Genomic DNA, 16,830 nt, shown 5'->3' with positions numbered 1-16,830 from the left:
AGGGCAGAGGTGGCTGCGCCTTCTGGCTCAGAGCTTTCTGCTCAAGGCATTACGGTGATTTATCGAGTCTTCTGCTGTGGCGCGCTGTCTATTCCCAGGCAGGATGATTGCGGTCGTCCTGCCTAGGGCGCTGATGCCCACCCTTGAGCGCAAGCTCTCAAACAGGACTGGCGCTTACACCAAAGCGCATGCCGGCACTGCGGAGGAATCATGGACAAACCGACTCACCACTTTTCCGAATTGTTCAAGCAGCTTGGACTGGACGACGACCCGGTCGAGATCGAGCGCTTCATCACCACCCATTCGCCACTCGATGATGATGTGAAATTGGTCGATGCACCGTTCTGGAGTGAGGGCCAGCGTGCCTTTCTCAAGGAAAGCTACGCCGCCGATGCCGACTGGGTTCCCATGGCCGATCAGTTGAACGAAGCGCTGCATCCGGCCAAGAAATAAGTTACCTGCAGCGTGAAGCGTGAGGGGCCGTGAGCCGTTCCGGTCAACGCGTCGATACTGCCATTCAAGGTATAGACAGTTCCGGAACCGGCTGACGGCCAGTCTTACCTGTAGCGCATGCAGGTGGCCGAGCCCTGAAATGCCTCACTCGCCGCGGATGTACTGCTCGAGCTGCAAGATCAACCCTGCCTGCTCCGCGATGGTCTCCTTGACCAGGTCGCCAATCGACAACAGCCCCAACAGCTCACCGTTGCTCACCACCGGCAGATGGCGCAAATGTCGATTGGTCATCAGGTTCATGCAGTATTCAAGGTTGTGCTTCGGCTCCACGGTAACCACCGGTGCGCTCATGATGTCGCGCACCGGCGTGGCGGCCGACGAGCGTCCCTTGAGCACCAGCTTGCGCGCATAATCGCGCTCACTGACGATACCTACCACCTCGTTGCCTTCAACGACAGGCAACGCGCCGATGTTCATCTCGGCCAACAGTCTGAGGGCGTCGAGCACTGAGTCGTCCGGACCGATGGTGTACACGGTCTGGTGTTCGGACTTGCTCTTGAGGATTTGCTCGACGTTTTTCATGGTGGCCTCTGCAGGTGGAGGAAAACACTGGCGACGGTCCTGCAAGCATCGACCACCCGGCGCCATCCGGCAATGCAGGAAACGGCATCGAGGTGATTGAAAAACGTCATGAGCATGCAGGGGGCGTTTGCCTCAACCCCCTCGGGTGATCAGTCGTCGGTGACAATCCTCCGGGCTCAACTGCTGGCCTGTACGGGATCGAACGGTGATCGTCTCAAGGGGCTGGTCTGTCATGTTGTCCAGCATGATCGAGTGGCATTCACCTGAACCGTACAAAAAACGCTCTCCCCACTGGCGCATGCTGATGACGATGGGGAAGGCGGCCCGGCCCATTTCGGTCAGCACATACTCCTTGTAAGCACTCCCATCGGAAGCAGGCCGGACCTCGAACACGCCCAATTCGACCATTGCCTTGAGCTTTACGGTGAGGATGTTCTTGGCGACACCAAGGCGCTTCTGAAAATCACTGAACCGCCGTACGTCGTCGAACGCTTCGCGGATGATCATCAATACCCATCGGTCCCCAATCGCTTCTAGGGTGCGCGCCACTGGGCATTCACTGCGCGCTAACTGTTCCTGTTTGGCCATGTTTGTCCATGAGCAGATGATGAAAAGCGCTAACCATATGAGAAAACGTTCATGGTCAGTAGTTGCATTTAAAAACCTGATTTGTTAAAAATCGCTACAAGTGGTTTCCTTTTGAAACCTATTCCAAGGATGGAAGTGCATGCCGTACAGGCCAGATAGCCCGGTCAAGCGGGCGGCGACAGCCGAAGCGTCTGCCAACCGTGACGACACGGCGCGCTGCGACACACCGCGTAGTACCACACTCAGCCCTTCCCAAACCTTCCTCTTTGCCATTACCTGCGCAATGGCCGTGGCGAATGTGTACTTCGCCCAGCCGCTGCTCGAGTCCATGGCCAGCAGTTTGGCGGTGCCTGCCAGCACCATCGGGATCGTCGTCACGGCCACCCAGGCAGGTTATGCGGTCGGTTTGCTGTTCATTGTGCCGCTGGGCGACTTGGTCAACCGGAAGAAGCTCATTCTCTGCCAAATGCTCCTCAGCGCCTTGGCCCTCTGCGCCGTAGGGCTGGCGCAGGCCTGGGTCGTGCTGCTCGGTGCCATGGTCCTGGTGGGGTTGATGGCCGTACTGGTGCAGGTGGTGGTGGCCTACGCTGCGGCACTGGCAAGCCCCGAGCAACGTGGCCAGACCGTGGGGACTGTGACCAGCGGCGTGGTCCTGGGGATTCTGCTTGCACGTTTCGTGTCTGGCGCGATGGCCGATCTGGCCGGGTGGCGCAGCGTGTATTTCGTGTCGGCCGCGCTGATGGCGGGGATGGCCTTCGTGTTGTGGCGCACGCTGCCCGCCCCTCCCCGCGCTGCGGTCAGCGGCGGCTACTTTGCCCTGCTGCGTTCGGTGCTGCAGCTGTTTCTGCGCGAACGTACCCTGCGCGTGCGCGGAGTCTTTGCGTTGCTTATCTTCGCTGCCTTCAGCGTGCTCTGGACATCCATGGTCCTGCCGCTCAGTGAACCAGATCTTGCGCTTTCGCATACCCAAATCGGGCTCTTTGGCCTTGCCGGGGTAGCAGGGGCTCTCGCAGCGGCGAGGGCCGGGCGACTGGCAGACCGTGGCCTGGCCAATCGCACCACAGGCATTGCGCTGGTCTTGCTGACCCTTTCCTGGCTTCCGACGGCGTTCGTCCATAGCTCGCTGCTGGCAATGGTCCTGGGCGTGGTGATGCTCGACTTCGCCGTGCAGGCCGTGCACGTCACCAACCAAAGCCTGATCTTCGCTGCACGACCGGATGCGCAAAGCAGGCTCGTTGGCGCCTACATGTGCTTCTACTCGCTGGGCAGCGGGCTCGGCGCCATCGCGGCGACCTACACCTATGCCCAGGCGGGTTGGGTAGCCGTGTGCATGCTGGGCGCATCAATCAGTGCCGTCGCCTTGATCTACTGGCTGTGGTTGAACTTCAACGACCGATAAGTACTTGCGATTCAACAGCTGCGCTCATTGTTTCGACACAGCAACGTGATGCCGTGCGCGCGACACAGCAACTTCATCTTAGGCGAGGCACGTATGGCGCTGCACAAACTGACCGTTTCTTCCCACGGCGTCGACTTTGAACTGCCCTCCAACTCACCCCTTACGGACATCGAATGGGAGGCCGGTGGCAAGAATGTCATTCCGCTCGGCTGCCGCGTCGGGGCGTGCGGGGCGTGCCTGATCAAAGTCAAGGAAGGGCTGGACGCGTTGAATCCACGCAACGATGAGGAAACAGCATTCATAGAACTGTTGGGCTATAGCGGGGCGGACTACCGTCTGGCCTGCCAGTGCCTGATCAGAGGTGAATTGGCCATTGAAGTCATTGGCTAGGCAGTGCGTTGTTCACGTCGACTCATGATGAGTGGCGTCTTGTATCAGAACCCAAGAAGAGGCTCGAATATGCTGAACCGTGTAAAGAATGTGGGCTATGGCGATCGCACTCCGTTCCTCAATGCTGCTGCATCGGTCAACCTGCGTGGGGAAATCGACAGCATCATCGATGAACAGGTCGATCAGTGGTACAAGACGGTGCCGCAAGCCGCGCACCTGGAAGGCAAGGATGTCAACAGCGCCTACTACAAGCGTCACCTGATCGAGACGGCGTGGCGTATCCGCCTGCTGCGCGTTGCCGAGGCCAAGGCCTTGGTCGAGGTGGCGAAAGTCAGCCCGGAAGCTGCGCAGATCTGGGCCCACTACGAACAGGAAGAAATGCTGCATGACGACTTGTTCATCCAGGATCTCCAGCGTGTAGGCGTCAGCCGCGAAGAGTTCCTTGCCACCGAACCCTACCTGTCCACCAAGCTGCTGGCAGGCTTCTTCTCCTACCTGCTCGACCATGAAGGCCCCCTGGGCGTCATCGCCTACTCGTACCTGGTCGAATACGTCAACGTCAAGCTCGAGCCGCGCAAGCTCGAAGCGCTCAAGGGTTCGGTCGGCGAATCCAAGATCGTGGGTCAGATCTCCCACTCCCACACCGACATCAACGATGACCATCCAGGCGAGGTATGGGCGGCATTGCGCTTCTTGATCAAAGGTGAGCAGGACATCGCTGCGCTCAAGCGCTACCTGGCCGAGCATCAGAAAGTGTTGGCCATGTACTTCAACGAGTTGTACCTGGACACGCTGGCCAGCCCGCAAGCCAAGGTAGCCTAAGCCATGGTGCAGGCAATGAAGACGACGCGACCTGGTGTGCTGATCCTGAGCCATTGCGGCTTTTCATTTCTGGAAGACTTGAAGTTAGAGCTGCATCGTCGACAGCTTCGCTGCTTCGTGCTTTCTTCATTGCCGCTTCCTGAACATGTACCGGCTCGTTTGCAGCAAATCGAGTCTTGGGCAGACCGGCTCTATGTCGGCGACGCTCACCAATTACGCAGCGATGAGGTTACCCATACCCTCCAGCGTCTGCATGAAGCAGGCGAACAGGTCACCTGCTGCATCAGCGTGTGGGAGGGGTACCGGCACCTGATGGCGCAGGCCAACCTGTCGCTTGGCACCTACGACATTGGCCCTGAGCAAGCGCTTGCCCTGCGCAACAAGCTCGGGGTGCGTAACCAACTGGCGGCAGCCGGGCTTTCACAGGTCCAGGCGCATGCTCTGTCGGCATCGGTCCTGCAGGCATTGCAGATGGATGGCCGGCCTTACTTCATCAAGCCGATCCATGGCATCGCTTCCTATGCCGCCTTCCCAATGCGTCCGGACACCCGTTGGGCCACGTTGGAAGCCTTGAGAGAGGCTTCGGCGAGCGACACCGTGTATGCCTCGGCCTTCAATGAGGGGCTTGAGTTCATGGCCGAGGATTACATCCCCGGTAAAGAATTCAGCTTCGAGACCTTACTGCTCGATGGCCAGGTCCACGTGGTGGCCATTCATGAAAAATACGAAGTCACCGAGACAGCCGAAACGGTGCTGGAAGACAGCTGCACCACACCGCCAGCCAGCCTCGATAAAGCGCAGATCGCAGCCGGCCTGGCATGGCTGAGTGAAGTGCTTGGCTGCCTGGCGCTGAAATGGGGTTGCTACCACATCGAAGCCAGGTTCACCGGCGAGCACTGGGACCTGATCGAAGTCAATCCACGGGTGGGCGGCAGCCTGATTTCCCATAGCGTTGAGGCGGTCGCTGACGGGCACAGCATGCTCTCGCTGTGGCTGGACCTGCTGTTCGCAAGCCAGGACGATGCGCCTCTGCGCGAGGCCTTCGCACAGCGTCTGGACAGGCTTGGCTGGCACGCCGAGGGCACCACCGAGCAGACGACGGCCACGTTCTTTCGCGTCTATTTCGCCAAACCCGGCACCCTGCGTAGCGTCGAGCTGGCTGAGACCCCACTGGCGCCCAGCGTGACGCACATCCTGCTCAAGGCAGGCGATGTGATTCCTGCCCATGCCCGTGAAGTATTCCTCGGCCAGTTGCTGTGGACATTCCCGCACACCGAACACCCCGCTGAACTCAAGCGCCTGTCTCGTAGCAGCGCAGACGCGCTCGATATCCAGTACGAGACCGAAGACTTCTGACGTCCGCCAGGCACCGGAGACAATTGACATGCCCTTGCAAAGACCCGTTTTGCTGGTTGTGGATTACAACTTGAGCCGTATCGGCGACGTTCAACACATGCGCAACCATGCCCGTGAGCGCTGGAATGCCGAAACCTGGTTGGTGCGCAGCGCTCCCCAGGCGTACGATCTGCGCATCAGCGATCGGCTTATCGACGCAGACCCGTTGGCGCCGGACTTCATCCAGCGCGTGCTTGAGCAATTAGGCGACGAGGCCGCGCGTGTCAGTGCTGGCATCGTGTTTTCCGACAATGCCGTGGCCAGTGGCGCTGCGCTGCTTGAGCGCCTTGGTTTGCCCGTTGACGACGCCCGCCTGGCACTGGGGGCGTTCGACAAGCTGGCCTATCGGATAAGCGAGCAGCGCATCGGGCCGCTGCTTACACAGCTCGGCGTGATGGTGCCGGATTTCGAACGCATCAGGTGCCTTGAAGACGTACAGAACTTCGCCCGGCGTCAGGCTCACGGCTTCGTCATCAAACCCACGACCGAGGGCAATAACCGGGGCGTCGTCCTGGTCGCCCCGGGTACAGACTGCGACCAGGCGTTTGCCGAAGTAGAGCCGTATCTGGCGAGCGGCGTGCTGGCCGAAGCCTTGATACCCTTTGACCGTGAATACTCCTACGACGGGCTGGGCGAGTTGTGGTTCATCACCGAGAAAGTGAGTGCCACCGGGCGCTACCCGGTAGAAGTGGCGCAGATCCTGCCGGCCCGGCTCGATCATCAGGAGCGCATGGCCATCCGTGTGGTGGGCGAGCAGGTCAACCGATTGGTCGGCCAGCGCATCGGGCCGTTCCACAACGAGATCAAGCTCAGCGAGAAAGACTGCAACACGGCCGTGGTCGAACCCAATCGGCGCCCTGCAGGCATGAAAATCTGGACGCTGGCTCAAGCTGTCCACGGGCTTGACTTGTATGCAGCCTGGATCGACTCGGTATTTTCGGCAGCCATACCCAAGGAGCTGCCAGAGCCTAGCTGTAGCGCGGCCACCCTCATGTTCGGCGTGCCTCAGGACATGACCGTCGATGTGGCCCGACTAGGCGACGTTCATGCCCTGGTGGTGGAAACCATTGCCTGCACAGCACAGCGGCTGGGCATTGCACAGGACGCTGTCGTCTTGCTCGAATGCGCTTGGGTGACCAGTGCGCGCCGTCTCGTCCATGCCACGCCCCGGGATAATGGCGATTTCGTGGCGCAGGCCTGCGTGACGCTGCACGATGCCCAGGCCGATATCCGTGATCTGGTCAGCGCGCTGCGCGAACAGTGGCTGGAGGTCATGGCGCGCAGCCTGGCTGCCGAACCCCTGCTCAAAGCCGCTTGCTGAGCGACGCCATCCACGCTTCGAGAACAATAATATGAAGATTCTGATCCTCCACCGTGTGCCTTACCCCCGAATCGAATACCACCGTGGCATCGATCATGCGCTGCACGAAGTCACCTATTTCGGCAAGCAAGCTGCAATCGACACGCTGCCTGCCGATTTGCACTGCAAGCGGGTGGTACGAGCGGGTACCGCCAGCGCTAGTGAGGAAGCATTGGCATGGCTGTCTGGTAGCCCCCAGCGCTTTGATCGCATTATTTCAATGTCCGAATACGAACTGCTCGATGCTGCACGCTTGAGAGAAGCATTGGGCGTTGAAGGGGCTTCATTACAGACCGTGACCCTGGCGCGCAACAAGCTGCTGATGAAGCAAGCGGTGCAGGCCAACGGCTTGCGCATACCGCAGTTCATGTCGCTGGCCTGTTACCTGGACGCGCAAGGCCAGGTGCCTTGGGCAGGCAAAACGGTCTTGAAACCCCACAGCGGCGCTTCGAGCGCGGACGTCAGCGTACATTTACCGTCTCAGGCCCACGCCGAAATCCGGCGCAAAATCCATGAACAGTCGTTGCACATCGATGATTTTCAGGTCGAGGAGTACGTTGCAGGCCCCATCCGCCATTTCGACGGTTTGGTGCTCGACGGTCGAATCGTCACGATGCAGGCCAGTGAATACGTAGGCACCTGCCTGGACTACATGGAGCGGGGTGCGCCGCTGGGTTCCTGGCATGTGGACAGCTGCGCATCCATGCGGGAGTGGGTGGGGCAGGCGCTGAACGCGGTGCGGATCACCCACGGCGCCTTCCACCTGGAAGCCATCATGGACGCCGACGGGCCGGTCTTCCTCGAAGTGGGTAACCGGGTCGGCGGGGCTGACGTGGTGGCGACGTATGAGATGGCCACGGGGATTCATTTGCCTTCGCTGGAACTGCGCATCTATGTCGACGGCGAACTGGACCTTTCGACGCTGAGCGGCCGGCAGGCGGACCTGGGCTACGGATGGTTCGTGTTCCCTGGGCACACTCACCCGCAGCGCACGTTCCTTGGGCTCGAGGGCGCAGGTGAACTGCGCGGCAGCCCTTGTATCGTGCAGTGGAACGAGCTCGAACCGGGTGCACCATTGCCTGGGCACGTGACCTACTCGGCATTCGAAGCGCCGCTGGCGGGCATCGTCAAGACCGCCGAGCCCGAGCGTACCCGCGACTGGATGGTTGATCTGTTCTCGCGGGTATCACTGGCCCGGCACCTGACATCCGTTGCTTAACTTCTTCTTCAAGGCAGCCTGCCAATGAAACCACAGCATGTAGTGCTGGCCGTTCTGATCACGGCCATCTGGGGCATCAATTTCTCTGTCATCAAACTGGGGCTGGCCACTGTCGACCCACTGATCCTCGCCGGGATTCGTTTCAGCCTGTGTGCGCTGCCGGCGATTTTCTTCATCCGCAAACCCGATGTGGCCTGGCGCTACATCATTGGCTACGGCCTGGTGTTCGGCATCGGCTTATGGGGTGTGGTCAACCTCGGGATCAAGGCTGGGCTGTCTGCCGGCATTGCCTCGCTGGTGCTGCAGTTCAGTGCATTCTTCACCATCCTGCTGGGCGGGTTGGTCTTCAAAGAAGCACTGACGCGCTTTCAGGTGCTGGGCATGCTGGTGGCCTTGGCGGGGCTGCTGTGCATCATCACGATCAGCGACGGCTCGGTGACATTGCCTGGTGTGTTGCTGGTACTCCTGGGCGCTGGCGCATGGAGCGTGGCCAACGTCATCAACAAGAAGGCAAAGACCAAGGACGTGTTCGCGTTCCTGGTGTGGTCCAGCGCTTTTGCACCGATCCCGTTGTTCGTGCTCGACTACGCGGTCAATGGCAGTGCCGGCTACACCGCGCTGGTCCATCAGGTGGACAGCACGGCGATTCTGTCGATTCTGTTCCAGGTTTATCCGAACACCTTGTTTGCCTATTGGATCTGGAATTCGCTGCTCAAGACGTACCCGGTATCGACCGTCGCACCGCTTTCGCTGCTGGTGCCGATTTTCGGCATGCTCGGCTCGGTACTGGTGTTCAACGAGAGCGTGCCCACCAGCAAGGTACTGGCCGTTGTCCTGATCGTGCTGGGTCTGGCTGTCGGCCTGTATGGGCAGCGCATCTTCAATGCTTTGTCCGCGCGCACTGCGCGGACCTCACTGTGAATCGATAGGAAGTCGAAATGAGTTTGGGAAGACGTGGATTCATGGGGGGCGCTGTGGGCGCCACCCTGGTTGGCGGCGGCATGATCGCCAGCCTGTCCAGCGCAGGCGCCGTTGCGGCGCCCGAGCCAGAAACCCCGGCATTCGATCCTGCCGACTGGGCATCGGTACGGGCGCAGTTTCAGCTGTCGCCACGGTATGTGCATATCTCCAACTTCTTCCTGGCATCCAACCCCAAGCCGGTGCGCGATGCCATGGCGCGGCACCGGGAGGCCTTCGACCAGAACCCCTATACCTACCTCGAAGACCACATGTTCGCCAAACCCGAAGACATGGTCTGGCGCAAGGTCTGCGAAACCGCGGCCGCCTATACGGGCGGGCGCGCAGAGGACATTGCCCTGACCACCAGCACGACCCAGGGCCTGGCAATGATCTACAACGGCATCAAGCTCAATCCCGATCAGGAAATTCTCACCACCCACCATGAGTGGTACACCCATGACGAAGCGATGCGCCTGGCTGTGGTCAAGTGGGGTGGCAGCATCAGGCGCATCGATCTCTACCAAGGTCCGCAGGACGTCAGCGTCGATGCCATCGTGACGCGTATCGAAGCCGCCATTCGCCCTTCGACCCGCATTCTGGCAATGACTTGGGTCCATTCAGGCACCGGCGTACGGTTGCCGGTCAAGGAGATCGGCGACCTGGTGGCCCGGCTCAACAAAGGCCGTGACGAGGCGCAGAGAATCCTGTACGTGATTGACGGGGTGCATGGTTTCGGCTGCTCCGAGGCGCAGGTCGCCAGCCTGGGATGCGATTTCTTCAGTGCCGGTACGCACAAGTGGATCCTCGGCCCGCACGGTACCGGTCTGGTGTGGGGGCGCCAAGGGCAATGGCGCCACGTCATGCCGACCATTCCCACCATCATGGCGGCCGAGCCTGCCAATGCCTGGCGCCAGGAACGTGCGCCGCAGGGCGATACGCAAGCGGCATGGGTAAGCCCCGGAGGGTTCCTGGCGTTCGAGAATCAGTGGGCGATGATCGAGGCGTTCCGATTCATCGAGCAAATTGGCCGCAAGCGCATTGCCGAGCGCGTTGCCGAACTCAATGGCCAACTCAAGGAAGGGCTGGCCAAACTGCCCAATGTTTCATTGCTCACGCCCCAAGACGCGCAGTTTTCGGCGGGTATCGTGTGCTGCGACGTTAAGGGTCAGGCGCCCAAGGACGTGGTGGCGAAGTTGAAAGCGCATAACATCATTGCCAGCGCAACACCTTACCGCCATACCTCGGTTCGCTTCTCTGCCGGGATCACCAACACGCCCCAGGACATTGAAAAGACCCTGCAGGTGATGCACAGCCTGACATGATTCAGGGCTGTGCAGGGATCACCGGGCGCGCTAGCCCGGCCTGCCAGGCCGGGTAGCGATGCCAAAGGCCGAGGCGGATCTCAGAGCTTCGGCATCTGCCCGATCCGCGCCACCATTTCGCTGACCACCTGCAGGTCCAGCATGAACTGGTCCACGGTCTTGAACTCGTTGTCGTTATGCCCGGTGTACTTCACACCGGGCATGGCCAGACCAAACTGCACGCCGTTGGGCAGGTCATGCACTGAGGTGGCTCCGGCGGACGTACCGAACGCGTGCTTCATGCCCAGGTTTTCGCTGGCCACAGCCAGCAGGGCCTTGACCCACTCGCCTTCTGGGTTGCGGTACATCGGCTCGTCCAGGCTGTAGTCGTAGGCGGGCGTGATATGGCTTTGCTGCGACCACTTACCGAGCTTGTCGGCGATTTCATCCTTGATCGTCGCGACCGCCTTGCCCTTGGGGATGCGCAGGTTGATCGCCAGCTTCAAGCCTTTGTCATCCACACCGATGAAGGTTGGCGAGGCGGTAAGCGGCCCCATGAATGCATCGTCATAGGCGATGCCCAGCTTCTTGCCCAGGTAGTCCAGGCCCCAGTTGTCCGCCGCATAGTGGGCAGCATCGGTGAACTGGTTCCGCTTCAACGGCACCGTCTTGCCCACGCCATTGATGAAGTCCAGCATGCGCGCGACAGGGTTCACGCCCGATTCGGGCTCCGAGGAGTGAGCTGACACACCGGTCACGGTGAGCACCACTTGCTTGCCGTCGGGTTTGGCGGCAATGCTGAAGTCGCCACCGTTTTGCTTCACGTACTCGGCACCGGCCGTGTTCAACCGCTGCGCCAGTGCGCTGGCGTCGTCGGTGAGCAAGGTCGCTACCGAGGTGGACGGGATCTGATTGGTAGCAAGCCCACCGGTAAGGTTGACGATTTCGGCACCCTGGCCGCTGGCCGCACGCTTGGCAAAATTCGCCATCACGGTGCCGTAGCCTTTTTCCGCGATGACCACCGGATAGCCGCCATCCAGGGCGAGGTTGTAGTCAGGCGTAGGGTTGCGCTCGAAGTAGTACGGGATGGCATCGCCGCTGGTTTCTTCGGTGGTGTCGATCAGCAGTTTGAATTGCCGCGCCAGGGGCAGGTTTTCATCCTTGGCGACCTTCAGGGCATACAGCGCTACGACGATGCCATTCTTGTCGTCCTCGGTACCACGGCCGTACATGCGATCACCGACCAGGGTGACCTTGAACGGGTCCAGGCGCGTGCCGTCGGCCAGCTTCCAGTTTTCCGGTGTGACAGGGACCACGTCGGCATGGGCATGGATACCGACCACTTCCTTGCCGCTTCCCAGGGAGATTTCGTAGACACGGTTGTCGACGTTGCGAAAAGCCAGGCCAAACCCGTCGGCCAGTGCCTTGATCTTGTCGGCGATCTTCAGGAACTCGGGGTTTTCATGCTGAGGCGTGCCCTCGACGGTGACCGTGGGAATGGCCACCAGTTCGCGCAGGGTCTGGGTGGCAGCCTTGCCGTACTTGATGCGGGTGTAGAGCCCGAGCAGGCGATTGATCTCGTTCTGCTGCTCGGCGCCCAGCGGCTTACCGGCCAGGTAGGTGTCCAAGGTGGTGCCCAGGTCATCGGCCTGGGCCAGTTCGCTGCCTTTGAGCTTGCCGAGAAACTGCTTGAAGTCATGCGGATCGCTGCCGTCGAACGCCTTGACGATCGCCGCAGACTGCTGCTGGGTGAGGTTGGCCTGGGCAGGCAATGCGAACAAGCCGATGCTGGCTGCCAGCAGGGAAACAGAGGTGAGCTTTTTCAGATGCATGAGTGTACGCATTCCTTCGCCAATCATTGATGAGGCCCCGTCGTGCGGGAAGGCCTTCACGCTAACACCAATGACCTGTGGTACGGCAGTACCAGGCGTGTGACATGGCGCACAAACGAAAAAGCCCCAGGCGTTGGCCTGGGGCTTTTCATGTATGGCGCACTCGGCGGGATTCGAACCCACGACCCCTGCCTTCGGAGGGCAGTACTCTATCCAGCTGAGCTACGAGTGCAACGCGCACGCATGATACCTATCTCGTTCGTCTGCGTCCATCGCCTTGATCTGTAGCCCTTTTTACCAGTTGCCATGTTCGCCTCCATGGCGGTTCTGCCTGGGGCTACTCTTTCGGTTCGTGCTCGCCTTGGGTAGCCAGGGCCCATCACGCCCTACCAGCGAGCCGATTTCAGATAAGGTGTTCAACCGCTCGTTCTTTTTTTCGAACAGCCTATTGTCCAACACCCCAGCAGACGCTTAGCATTCGTTTGAGATTTCAAACGCTCGGAGCCCTGCGCTGGGCGCTTTCAACAATCAACAATTCGGGAAGCCGACATGCAGCTCAAAGACGCTCAGTTGTTCCGCCAGCAAGCCTTCATCAACGGTGAATGGCTGGATGCGGACAGCGGCCAGACTATCAATGTGACCAACCCTGCCACGGGCGAAGTCATTGGTACCGTGCCGAAGATGGGTACTGCGGAAACCCGCCGCGCCATCGAGGCAGCCGACAAGGCCCTGCCGGCCTGGCGTGCCCTGACCGCCAAGGAGCGCTCGACCAAGCTGCGTCGCTGGTTCGAACTGATGATCGAAAACCAGGACGACCTCGCTCGCCTGATGACCACCGAACAAGGCAAGCCGCTGGCCGAAGCCAAGGGCGAAATCGCCTATGCCGCCTCCTTCATCGAGTGGTTTGCCGAAGAAGCCAAGCGCGTCTATGGCGACACCATCCCAGGCCACCAGCCTGACAAGCGTCTGATCGTCATCAAGCAGCCGATTGGCGTCACCGCGGCCATCACCCCGTGGAACTTCCCAGCGGCCATGATCACCCGTAAAGCCGGGCCGGCCCTGGCTGCTGGCTGCACCATGGTGCTCAAGCCTGCCTCGCAAACCCCGTACTCCGCCCTGGCGCTGGTCGAACTGGCCAACCGTGCCGGTATTCCGGCAGGCGTGCTGAGCGTGGTTACCGGCAGCGCAGGCGAAGTCGGTGGCGAACTGACCGGCAACGCCCTGGTGCGCAAACTCTCCTTCACAGGCTCTACCGAAATCGGTCGCCAGCTGATGCAGGAATGCGCCAAGGACATCAAGAAAGTATCCCTGGAGCTGGGTGGTAACGCCCCGTTCATCGTGTTCGACGACGCCGACCTGGACAAGGCAGTCGAAGGCGCGATCATCTCCAAGTACCGTAACAACGGCCAGACCTGCGTCTGCGCCAACCGCATCTACGTGCAAGACGGCGTCTATGACGCGTTCGCGCAGAAGCTGGCCGCCGCTGTGGCCAAGCTCAAGATCGGTAACGGCCTCGAAGACGGCACCACCACTGGCCCGCTGATCGACGGCAAGGCCGTGGCCAAGGTGCAGGAGCACATCGAAGACGCGGTGAGCAAAGGCGCCAAGGTCCTGTCCGGCGGCAAGCTGATCGAAGGCAACTTCTTCGAGCCGACCATTCTGGTCGACGTGCCCAAGACCGCTGCCGTTGCCAAGGAAGAAACCTTTGGCCCGTTGGCGCCGCTGTTCCGCTTCAAAGACGAAGCCGAAGTCATCGCCATGTCCAACGACACCGAGTTCGGCCTGGCGTCCTACTTCTACGCCCGCGACATGAGCCGTGTGTTCCGTGTCGCCGAAGCGCTGGAATACGGCATGGTAGGCATCAACACCGGCCTGATTTCCAACGAAGTGGCGCCATTTGGCGGTATCAAGGCTTCTGGCCTGGGCCGCGAAGGCTCCAAGTACGGTATCGAGGATTACCTCGAAATCAAATACCTGTGCATCAGCGTCTGATCGCACGGTAAAGGCTTTACCTCTGCCAGCGGGGCGCGAGAGCGACGTCCCGCTGGCCTTTTTTACATTGCAGCACCTGGTGGCCAGGGCGTTCGCGGCAGTCGATCAACGAATACTGACTGCGGGCAACCCCAGCTACCCCCGAATAAAAGCGCCATGTTCAACGGCGCAATGAGGGCATTATGAGCAAGACCAACGAATCCTTGATGCAACGCCGTGTCGCCGCTGTCCCACGTGGCGTCGGCCAGATCCACCCGATTTTCGTTGAATCGGCCAAGAACTCCACCGTCATCGACGTCGAAGGCCGCGAACTGATCGACTTCGCTGGTGGTATCGCCGTGCTGAACACCGGCCACCTGCACCCAAAAGTGGTTGCAGCGGTGCAAGAGCAGCTCACCAAGGTCAGCCACACCTGCTTCCAGGTACTGGCGTATGAGCCCTACGTAGAGCTGTGCGAAAAGATCAACAAGCTGGTGCCAGGTGACTTCGACAAGAAGACCCTGCTGGTATCCACTGGCTCCGAAGCGGTCGAGAACGCCGTCAAGATCGCCCGTGCTGCAACCGGCCGCGCCGGCGTGATCGCCTTCACCGGCGGCTACCACGGCCGTACCATGATGACCCTGGGCCTGACTGGTAAAGTCGTGCCGTACTCTGCAGGCATGGGCCTGATGCCAGGTGGTGTCTTCCGTGCACTGTTCCCGAGCGAGCTGCACGGTGTCAGCGTCGACGATGCCATCGCTTCGGTCGAGCGCATCTTCAAGAACGACGCCGAGCCACGTGACATCGCCGCCATCATCCTCGAGCCCGTACAAGGCGAAGGCGGCTTCCTGCCAGCGCCAAAAGAGCTGATGAAGCGTCTGCGTGCCCTGTGTGACCAGCACGGTATCCTGCTGATCGCCGACGAAGTGCAGACCGGTGCAGGTCGTACTGGCACCTTCTTCGCCATGGAGCAGATGGGCGTTGCGCCTGACCTGACGACCTTCGCCAAGTCCATCGCCGGCGGCTTCCCGCTGGCCGGTGTGTGCGGCAAGGCCGAATACATGGACGCCATTGCACCGGGCGGTCTGGGCGGCACCTATGCCGGTTCGCCAATCGCCTGTGCTGCGGCCCTGGCCGTCATCGATGTCTTCGAAGAAGAGAACCTGCTGGACCGCAGCAAGGCCGTGGGCGAGCGCCTGACCGCCGGTCTGCGTGAGATCCAGCAGAAGCACCCGATCATCGGTGACGTGCGTGGCCTGGGTTCGATGATTGCCGTCGAAGTTTTCGAGAAAGGCACTCATACCCCTAACGCTGCAGCTGTCGCCCAAGTCGTTGCCAAGGCGCGCGACAAGGGTCTGATCCTGCTGTCCTGCGGTACCTACGGCAACGTCCTGCGTATTCTGGTGCCGCTGACCGCCGAAGACGCTCTGTTGGACAAGGGCCTGGCCATCATCGAAGAGTGCTTCGCTGAACTCGCTTGATGTAGCTGGCTTAAAAAAAACCCGCTTCGGCGGGTTTTTTCATGTCAGCAATTTACCGACGGTGGGCGCCGATGCTCATCCCTGAACGATCTGGTTCTTGCCCTGGCGCTTCGCTTGATACATGGCTGCGTCGGCACGGGCATACAAGCTGTTCAGGGTGTCGTCGTCCTCCATCAAACCCGTCAGGCCCTGGCTCACCGTCACGCTGTAGGTCTGGCCCTCCTGGCCGAAACTCAGCCGCTGCACCTCCCGCTGCAACCGTTCGGCGATCTGTTCTGCCACTTTGGCCGTGCAGCCTGGGAATACTGCGGCAAATTCTTCGCCCCCGATGCGGCCGAACAGATCACCTCGACGCAGTACCGTCCTGCCGCTGTGGGCAATGCGCTGCAGCACTTGGTCACCTTCCTGGTGGCCGTAGCTGTCATTGATGTTCTTGAAATCGTCGATGTCCAGAAGCAGGAAAGTCAGCGGTGTACCGTCCTCCCGTGCCTTGTCGAAGGCCTGCTTGGCACATTCGAAGAAGTGGCGGCGGTTACTGCTCTGGGTCAGGACATCGGTGGTGGCCAGACGCTGAAGCTCGCCTTCGAGGCGTTTCTTGTCGGTGATGTCTTCGGCGATGCCGACGATGGTCACCCGATCGCTACCTGGCTGCTGGCTGACGTAGCACTTGTCGCTCAGCCAGCGCAGCTCGCCATCGCCGTTGAGGATGCGGTATTCGCGGTGTTCCACGGAGCCTGTGGACAGTACCTGGGCCAGGCTCTGTTCGGCAAATTCAAGATCATCCGGATAGATGCTGTCGCGCCATACGTTGAAATCGGCCATGACCCGGCTGACAGGGCGACCAAAGATGCGCTCGAACGCAGGGCTTACGTACAGCACTTGCCGCGTTTCCCAATCGAAGGCCCACAGTACGGCGTTGACACTTTCAAGCAACGAACTGAATAGCTGCTCACGTTCGCTGAGTCGGGCGACTTCGCCTTGGGCATGCATCAGTGCCAGCAGGGTTTGGGCAGCGTCGGGGGGAGGAGTACCGGTCAGAATCTTGGGATTGTTCTTGGCCATGTGCACAGCGCGCGC

General features: G+C 60.5%; 15 protein-coding genes and 1 tRNA gene. 11 read left to right on the top strand and 5 right to left on the bottom strand.

The window, feature by feature from the left end; translation table 11 throughout:
• Positions 1-210 precede the first annotated feature (210 nt).
• On the top strand, positions 211-453 hold the full coding sequence (locus tag FH041_RS16550; RefSeq protein ID WP_027914160.1) for a DUF2789 domain-containing protein: 243 nt from the start codon (positions 211-213) through the stop codon (positions 451-453).
• A 144-nt stretch (positions 454-597) separates the two neighbouring features.
• Here FH041_RS16550 and FH041_RS16545 read toward each other — a convergent pair whose 3' ends face one another.
• Both FH041_RS16545 and FH041_RS16540 read right to left on the bottom strand, forming a co-directional pair.
• Complete coding sequence (locus FH041_RS16545) at positions 598-1,035, bottom strand: CBS domain-containing protein (protein WP_023535729.1); 438 nt, start codon at positions 1,033-1,035, stop codon at positions 598-600.
• Between the two features lie 132 nt (positions 1,036-1,167).
• A complete protein-coding gene (locus FH041_RS16540) occupies positions 1,168-1,623 on the bottom strand; it encodes a helix-turn-helix domain-containing protein (RefSeq protein ID WP_027914158.1) in 456 nt (151 codons plus the stop codon).
• A gap of 139 nt (positions 1,624-1,762) precedes the next feature.
• On the opposite strand from FH041_RS16540, the gene FH041_RS16535 reads away from it, so the two are divergent.
• The 8 genes from FH041_RS16535 (at position 1,763) to FH041_RS16500 (ending at position 10,490) form a co-directional block, all read left to right on the top strand.
• A complete protein-coding gene (locus FH041_RS16535) occupies positions 1,763-3,022 on the top strand; it encodes an MFS transporter (protein WP_110607271.1) in 1,260 nt (419 codons plus the stop codon).
• Between the two features lie 93 nt (positions 3,023-3,115).
• Positions 3,116-3,412, top strand: a complete 297-nt coding sequence (locus FH041_RS16530; RefSeq protein ID WP_023535766.1) for a 2Fe-2S iron-sulfur cluster-binding protein — start codon at positions 3,116-3,118, stop codon at positions 3,410-3,412.
• A 69-nt stretch (positions 3,413-3,481) separates the two neighbouring features.
• A complete protein-coding gene (locus FH041_RS16525; RefSeq protein ID WP_023535779.1) occupies positions 3,482-4,234 on the top strand; it encodes a hypothetical protein in 753 nt (250 codons plus the stop codon).
• A gap of 15 nt (positions 4,235-4,249) precedes the next feature.
• Complete coding sequence (locus FH041_RS16520) at positions 4,250-5,590, top strand: acetyl-CoA carboxylase biotin carboxylase subunit family protein (protein ID WP_140174882.1); 1,341 nt, start codon at positions 4,250-4,252, stop codon at positions 5,588-5,590.
• Between the two features lie 28 nt (positions 5,591-5,618).
• Positions 5,619-6,950, top strand: coding sequence for an acetyl-CoA carboxylase biotin carboxylase subunit family protein (locus FH041_RS16515; protein WP_140174880.1), 1,332 nt, complete (start codon positions 5,619-5,621; stop codon positions 6,948-6,950).
• 31 nt (positions 6,951-6,981) lie between these two features.
• Positions 6,982-8,208 (top strand): acetyl-CoA carboxylase biotin carboxylase subunit family protein, encoded by a 1,227-nt coding sequence (locus FH041_RS16510; RefSeq protein WP_104925693.1) that lies wholly within the window; start codon positions 6,982-6,984, stop codon positions 8,206-8,208.
• A 24-nt stretch (positions 8,209-8,232) separates the two neighbouring features.
• A complete protein-coding gene (locus FH041_RS16505) occupies positions 8,233-9,129 on the top strand; it encodes an EamA family transporter (protein ID WP_027914153.1) in 897 nt (298 codons plus the stop codon).
• A gap of 17 nt (positions 9,130-9,146) precedes the next feature.
• Entirely contained in the window at positions 9,147-10,490 is a 1,344-nt protein-coding gene (locus tag FH041_RS16500) for an aminotransferase class V-fold PLP-dependent enzyme (protein ID WP_257225203.1), read from the top strand.
• An 80-nt stretch (positions 10,491-10,570) separates the two neighbouring features.
• Here FH041_RS16500 and FH041_RS16495 read toward each other — a convergent pair whose 3' ends face one another.
• Positions 10,571-12,301 carry a dipeptidase gene (locus FH041_RS16495; RefSeq protein ID WP_104925694.1) on the bottom strand — a complete coding sequence of 577 codons (1,731 nt, stop codon included), beginning with the start codon at positions 12,299-12,301 and terminating at the stop codon, positions 10,571-10,573.
• 155 nt (positions 12,302-12,456) lie between these two features.
• Positions 12,457-12,533, bottom strand: a tRNA-Arg gene (locus tag FH041_RS16490).
• A gap of 317 nt (positions 12,534-12,850) precedes the next feature.
• On the opposite strand from FH041_RS16490, the gene gabD reads away from it, so the two are divergent.
• Both gabD and gabT read left to right on the top strand, forming a co-directional pair.
• A complete protein-coding gene (gene gabD / locus FH041_RS16485; RefSeq protein WP_023535744.1) occupies positions 12,851-14,293 on the top strand; it encodes an NADP-dependent succinate-semialdehyde dehydrogenase in 1,443 nt (480 codons plus the stop codon).
• Positions 14,294-14,475: 182 nt separating this feature from the next.
• A complete protein-coding gene (gene gabT / locus FH041_RS16480; RefSeq protein ID WP_023535755.1) occupies positions 14,476-15,753 on the top strand; it encodes a 4-aminobutyrate--2-oxoglutarate transaminase in 1,278 nt (425 codons plus the stop codon).
• A 75-nt stretch (positions 15,754-15,828) separates the two neighbouring features.
• Here gabT and FH041_RS16475 read toward each other — a convergent pair whose 3' ends face one another.
• Positions 15,829-16,815: a sensor domain-containing diguanylate cyclase gene (locus FH041_RS16475; RefSeq protein ID WP_027914149.1), complete on the bottom strand. Its 987-nt coding sequence runs from the start codon at positions 16,813-16,815 to the stop codon at positions 15,829-15,831.
• Positions 16,816-16,830 lie beyond the last annotated feature (15 nt).

The sequence above is a fragment of the Pseudomonas sp. SWI7 genome (assembly GCF_006351945.1).
GTDB lineage: Bacteria > Pseudomonadota > Gammaproteobacteria > Pseudomonadales > Pseudomonadaceae > Aquipseudomonas > Aquipseudomonas fulva.
Note: the sequence above shows the minus strand (reverse complement) of the source record. Positions and strands in the feature narration are given on the sequence as shown.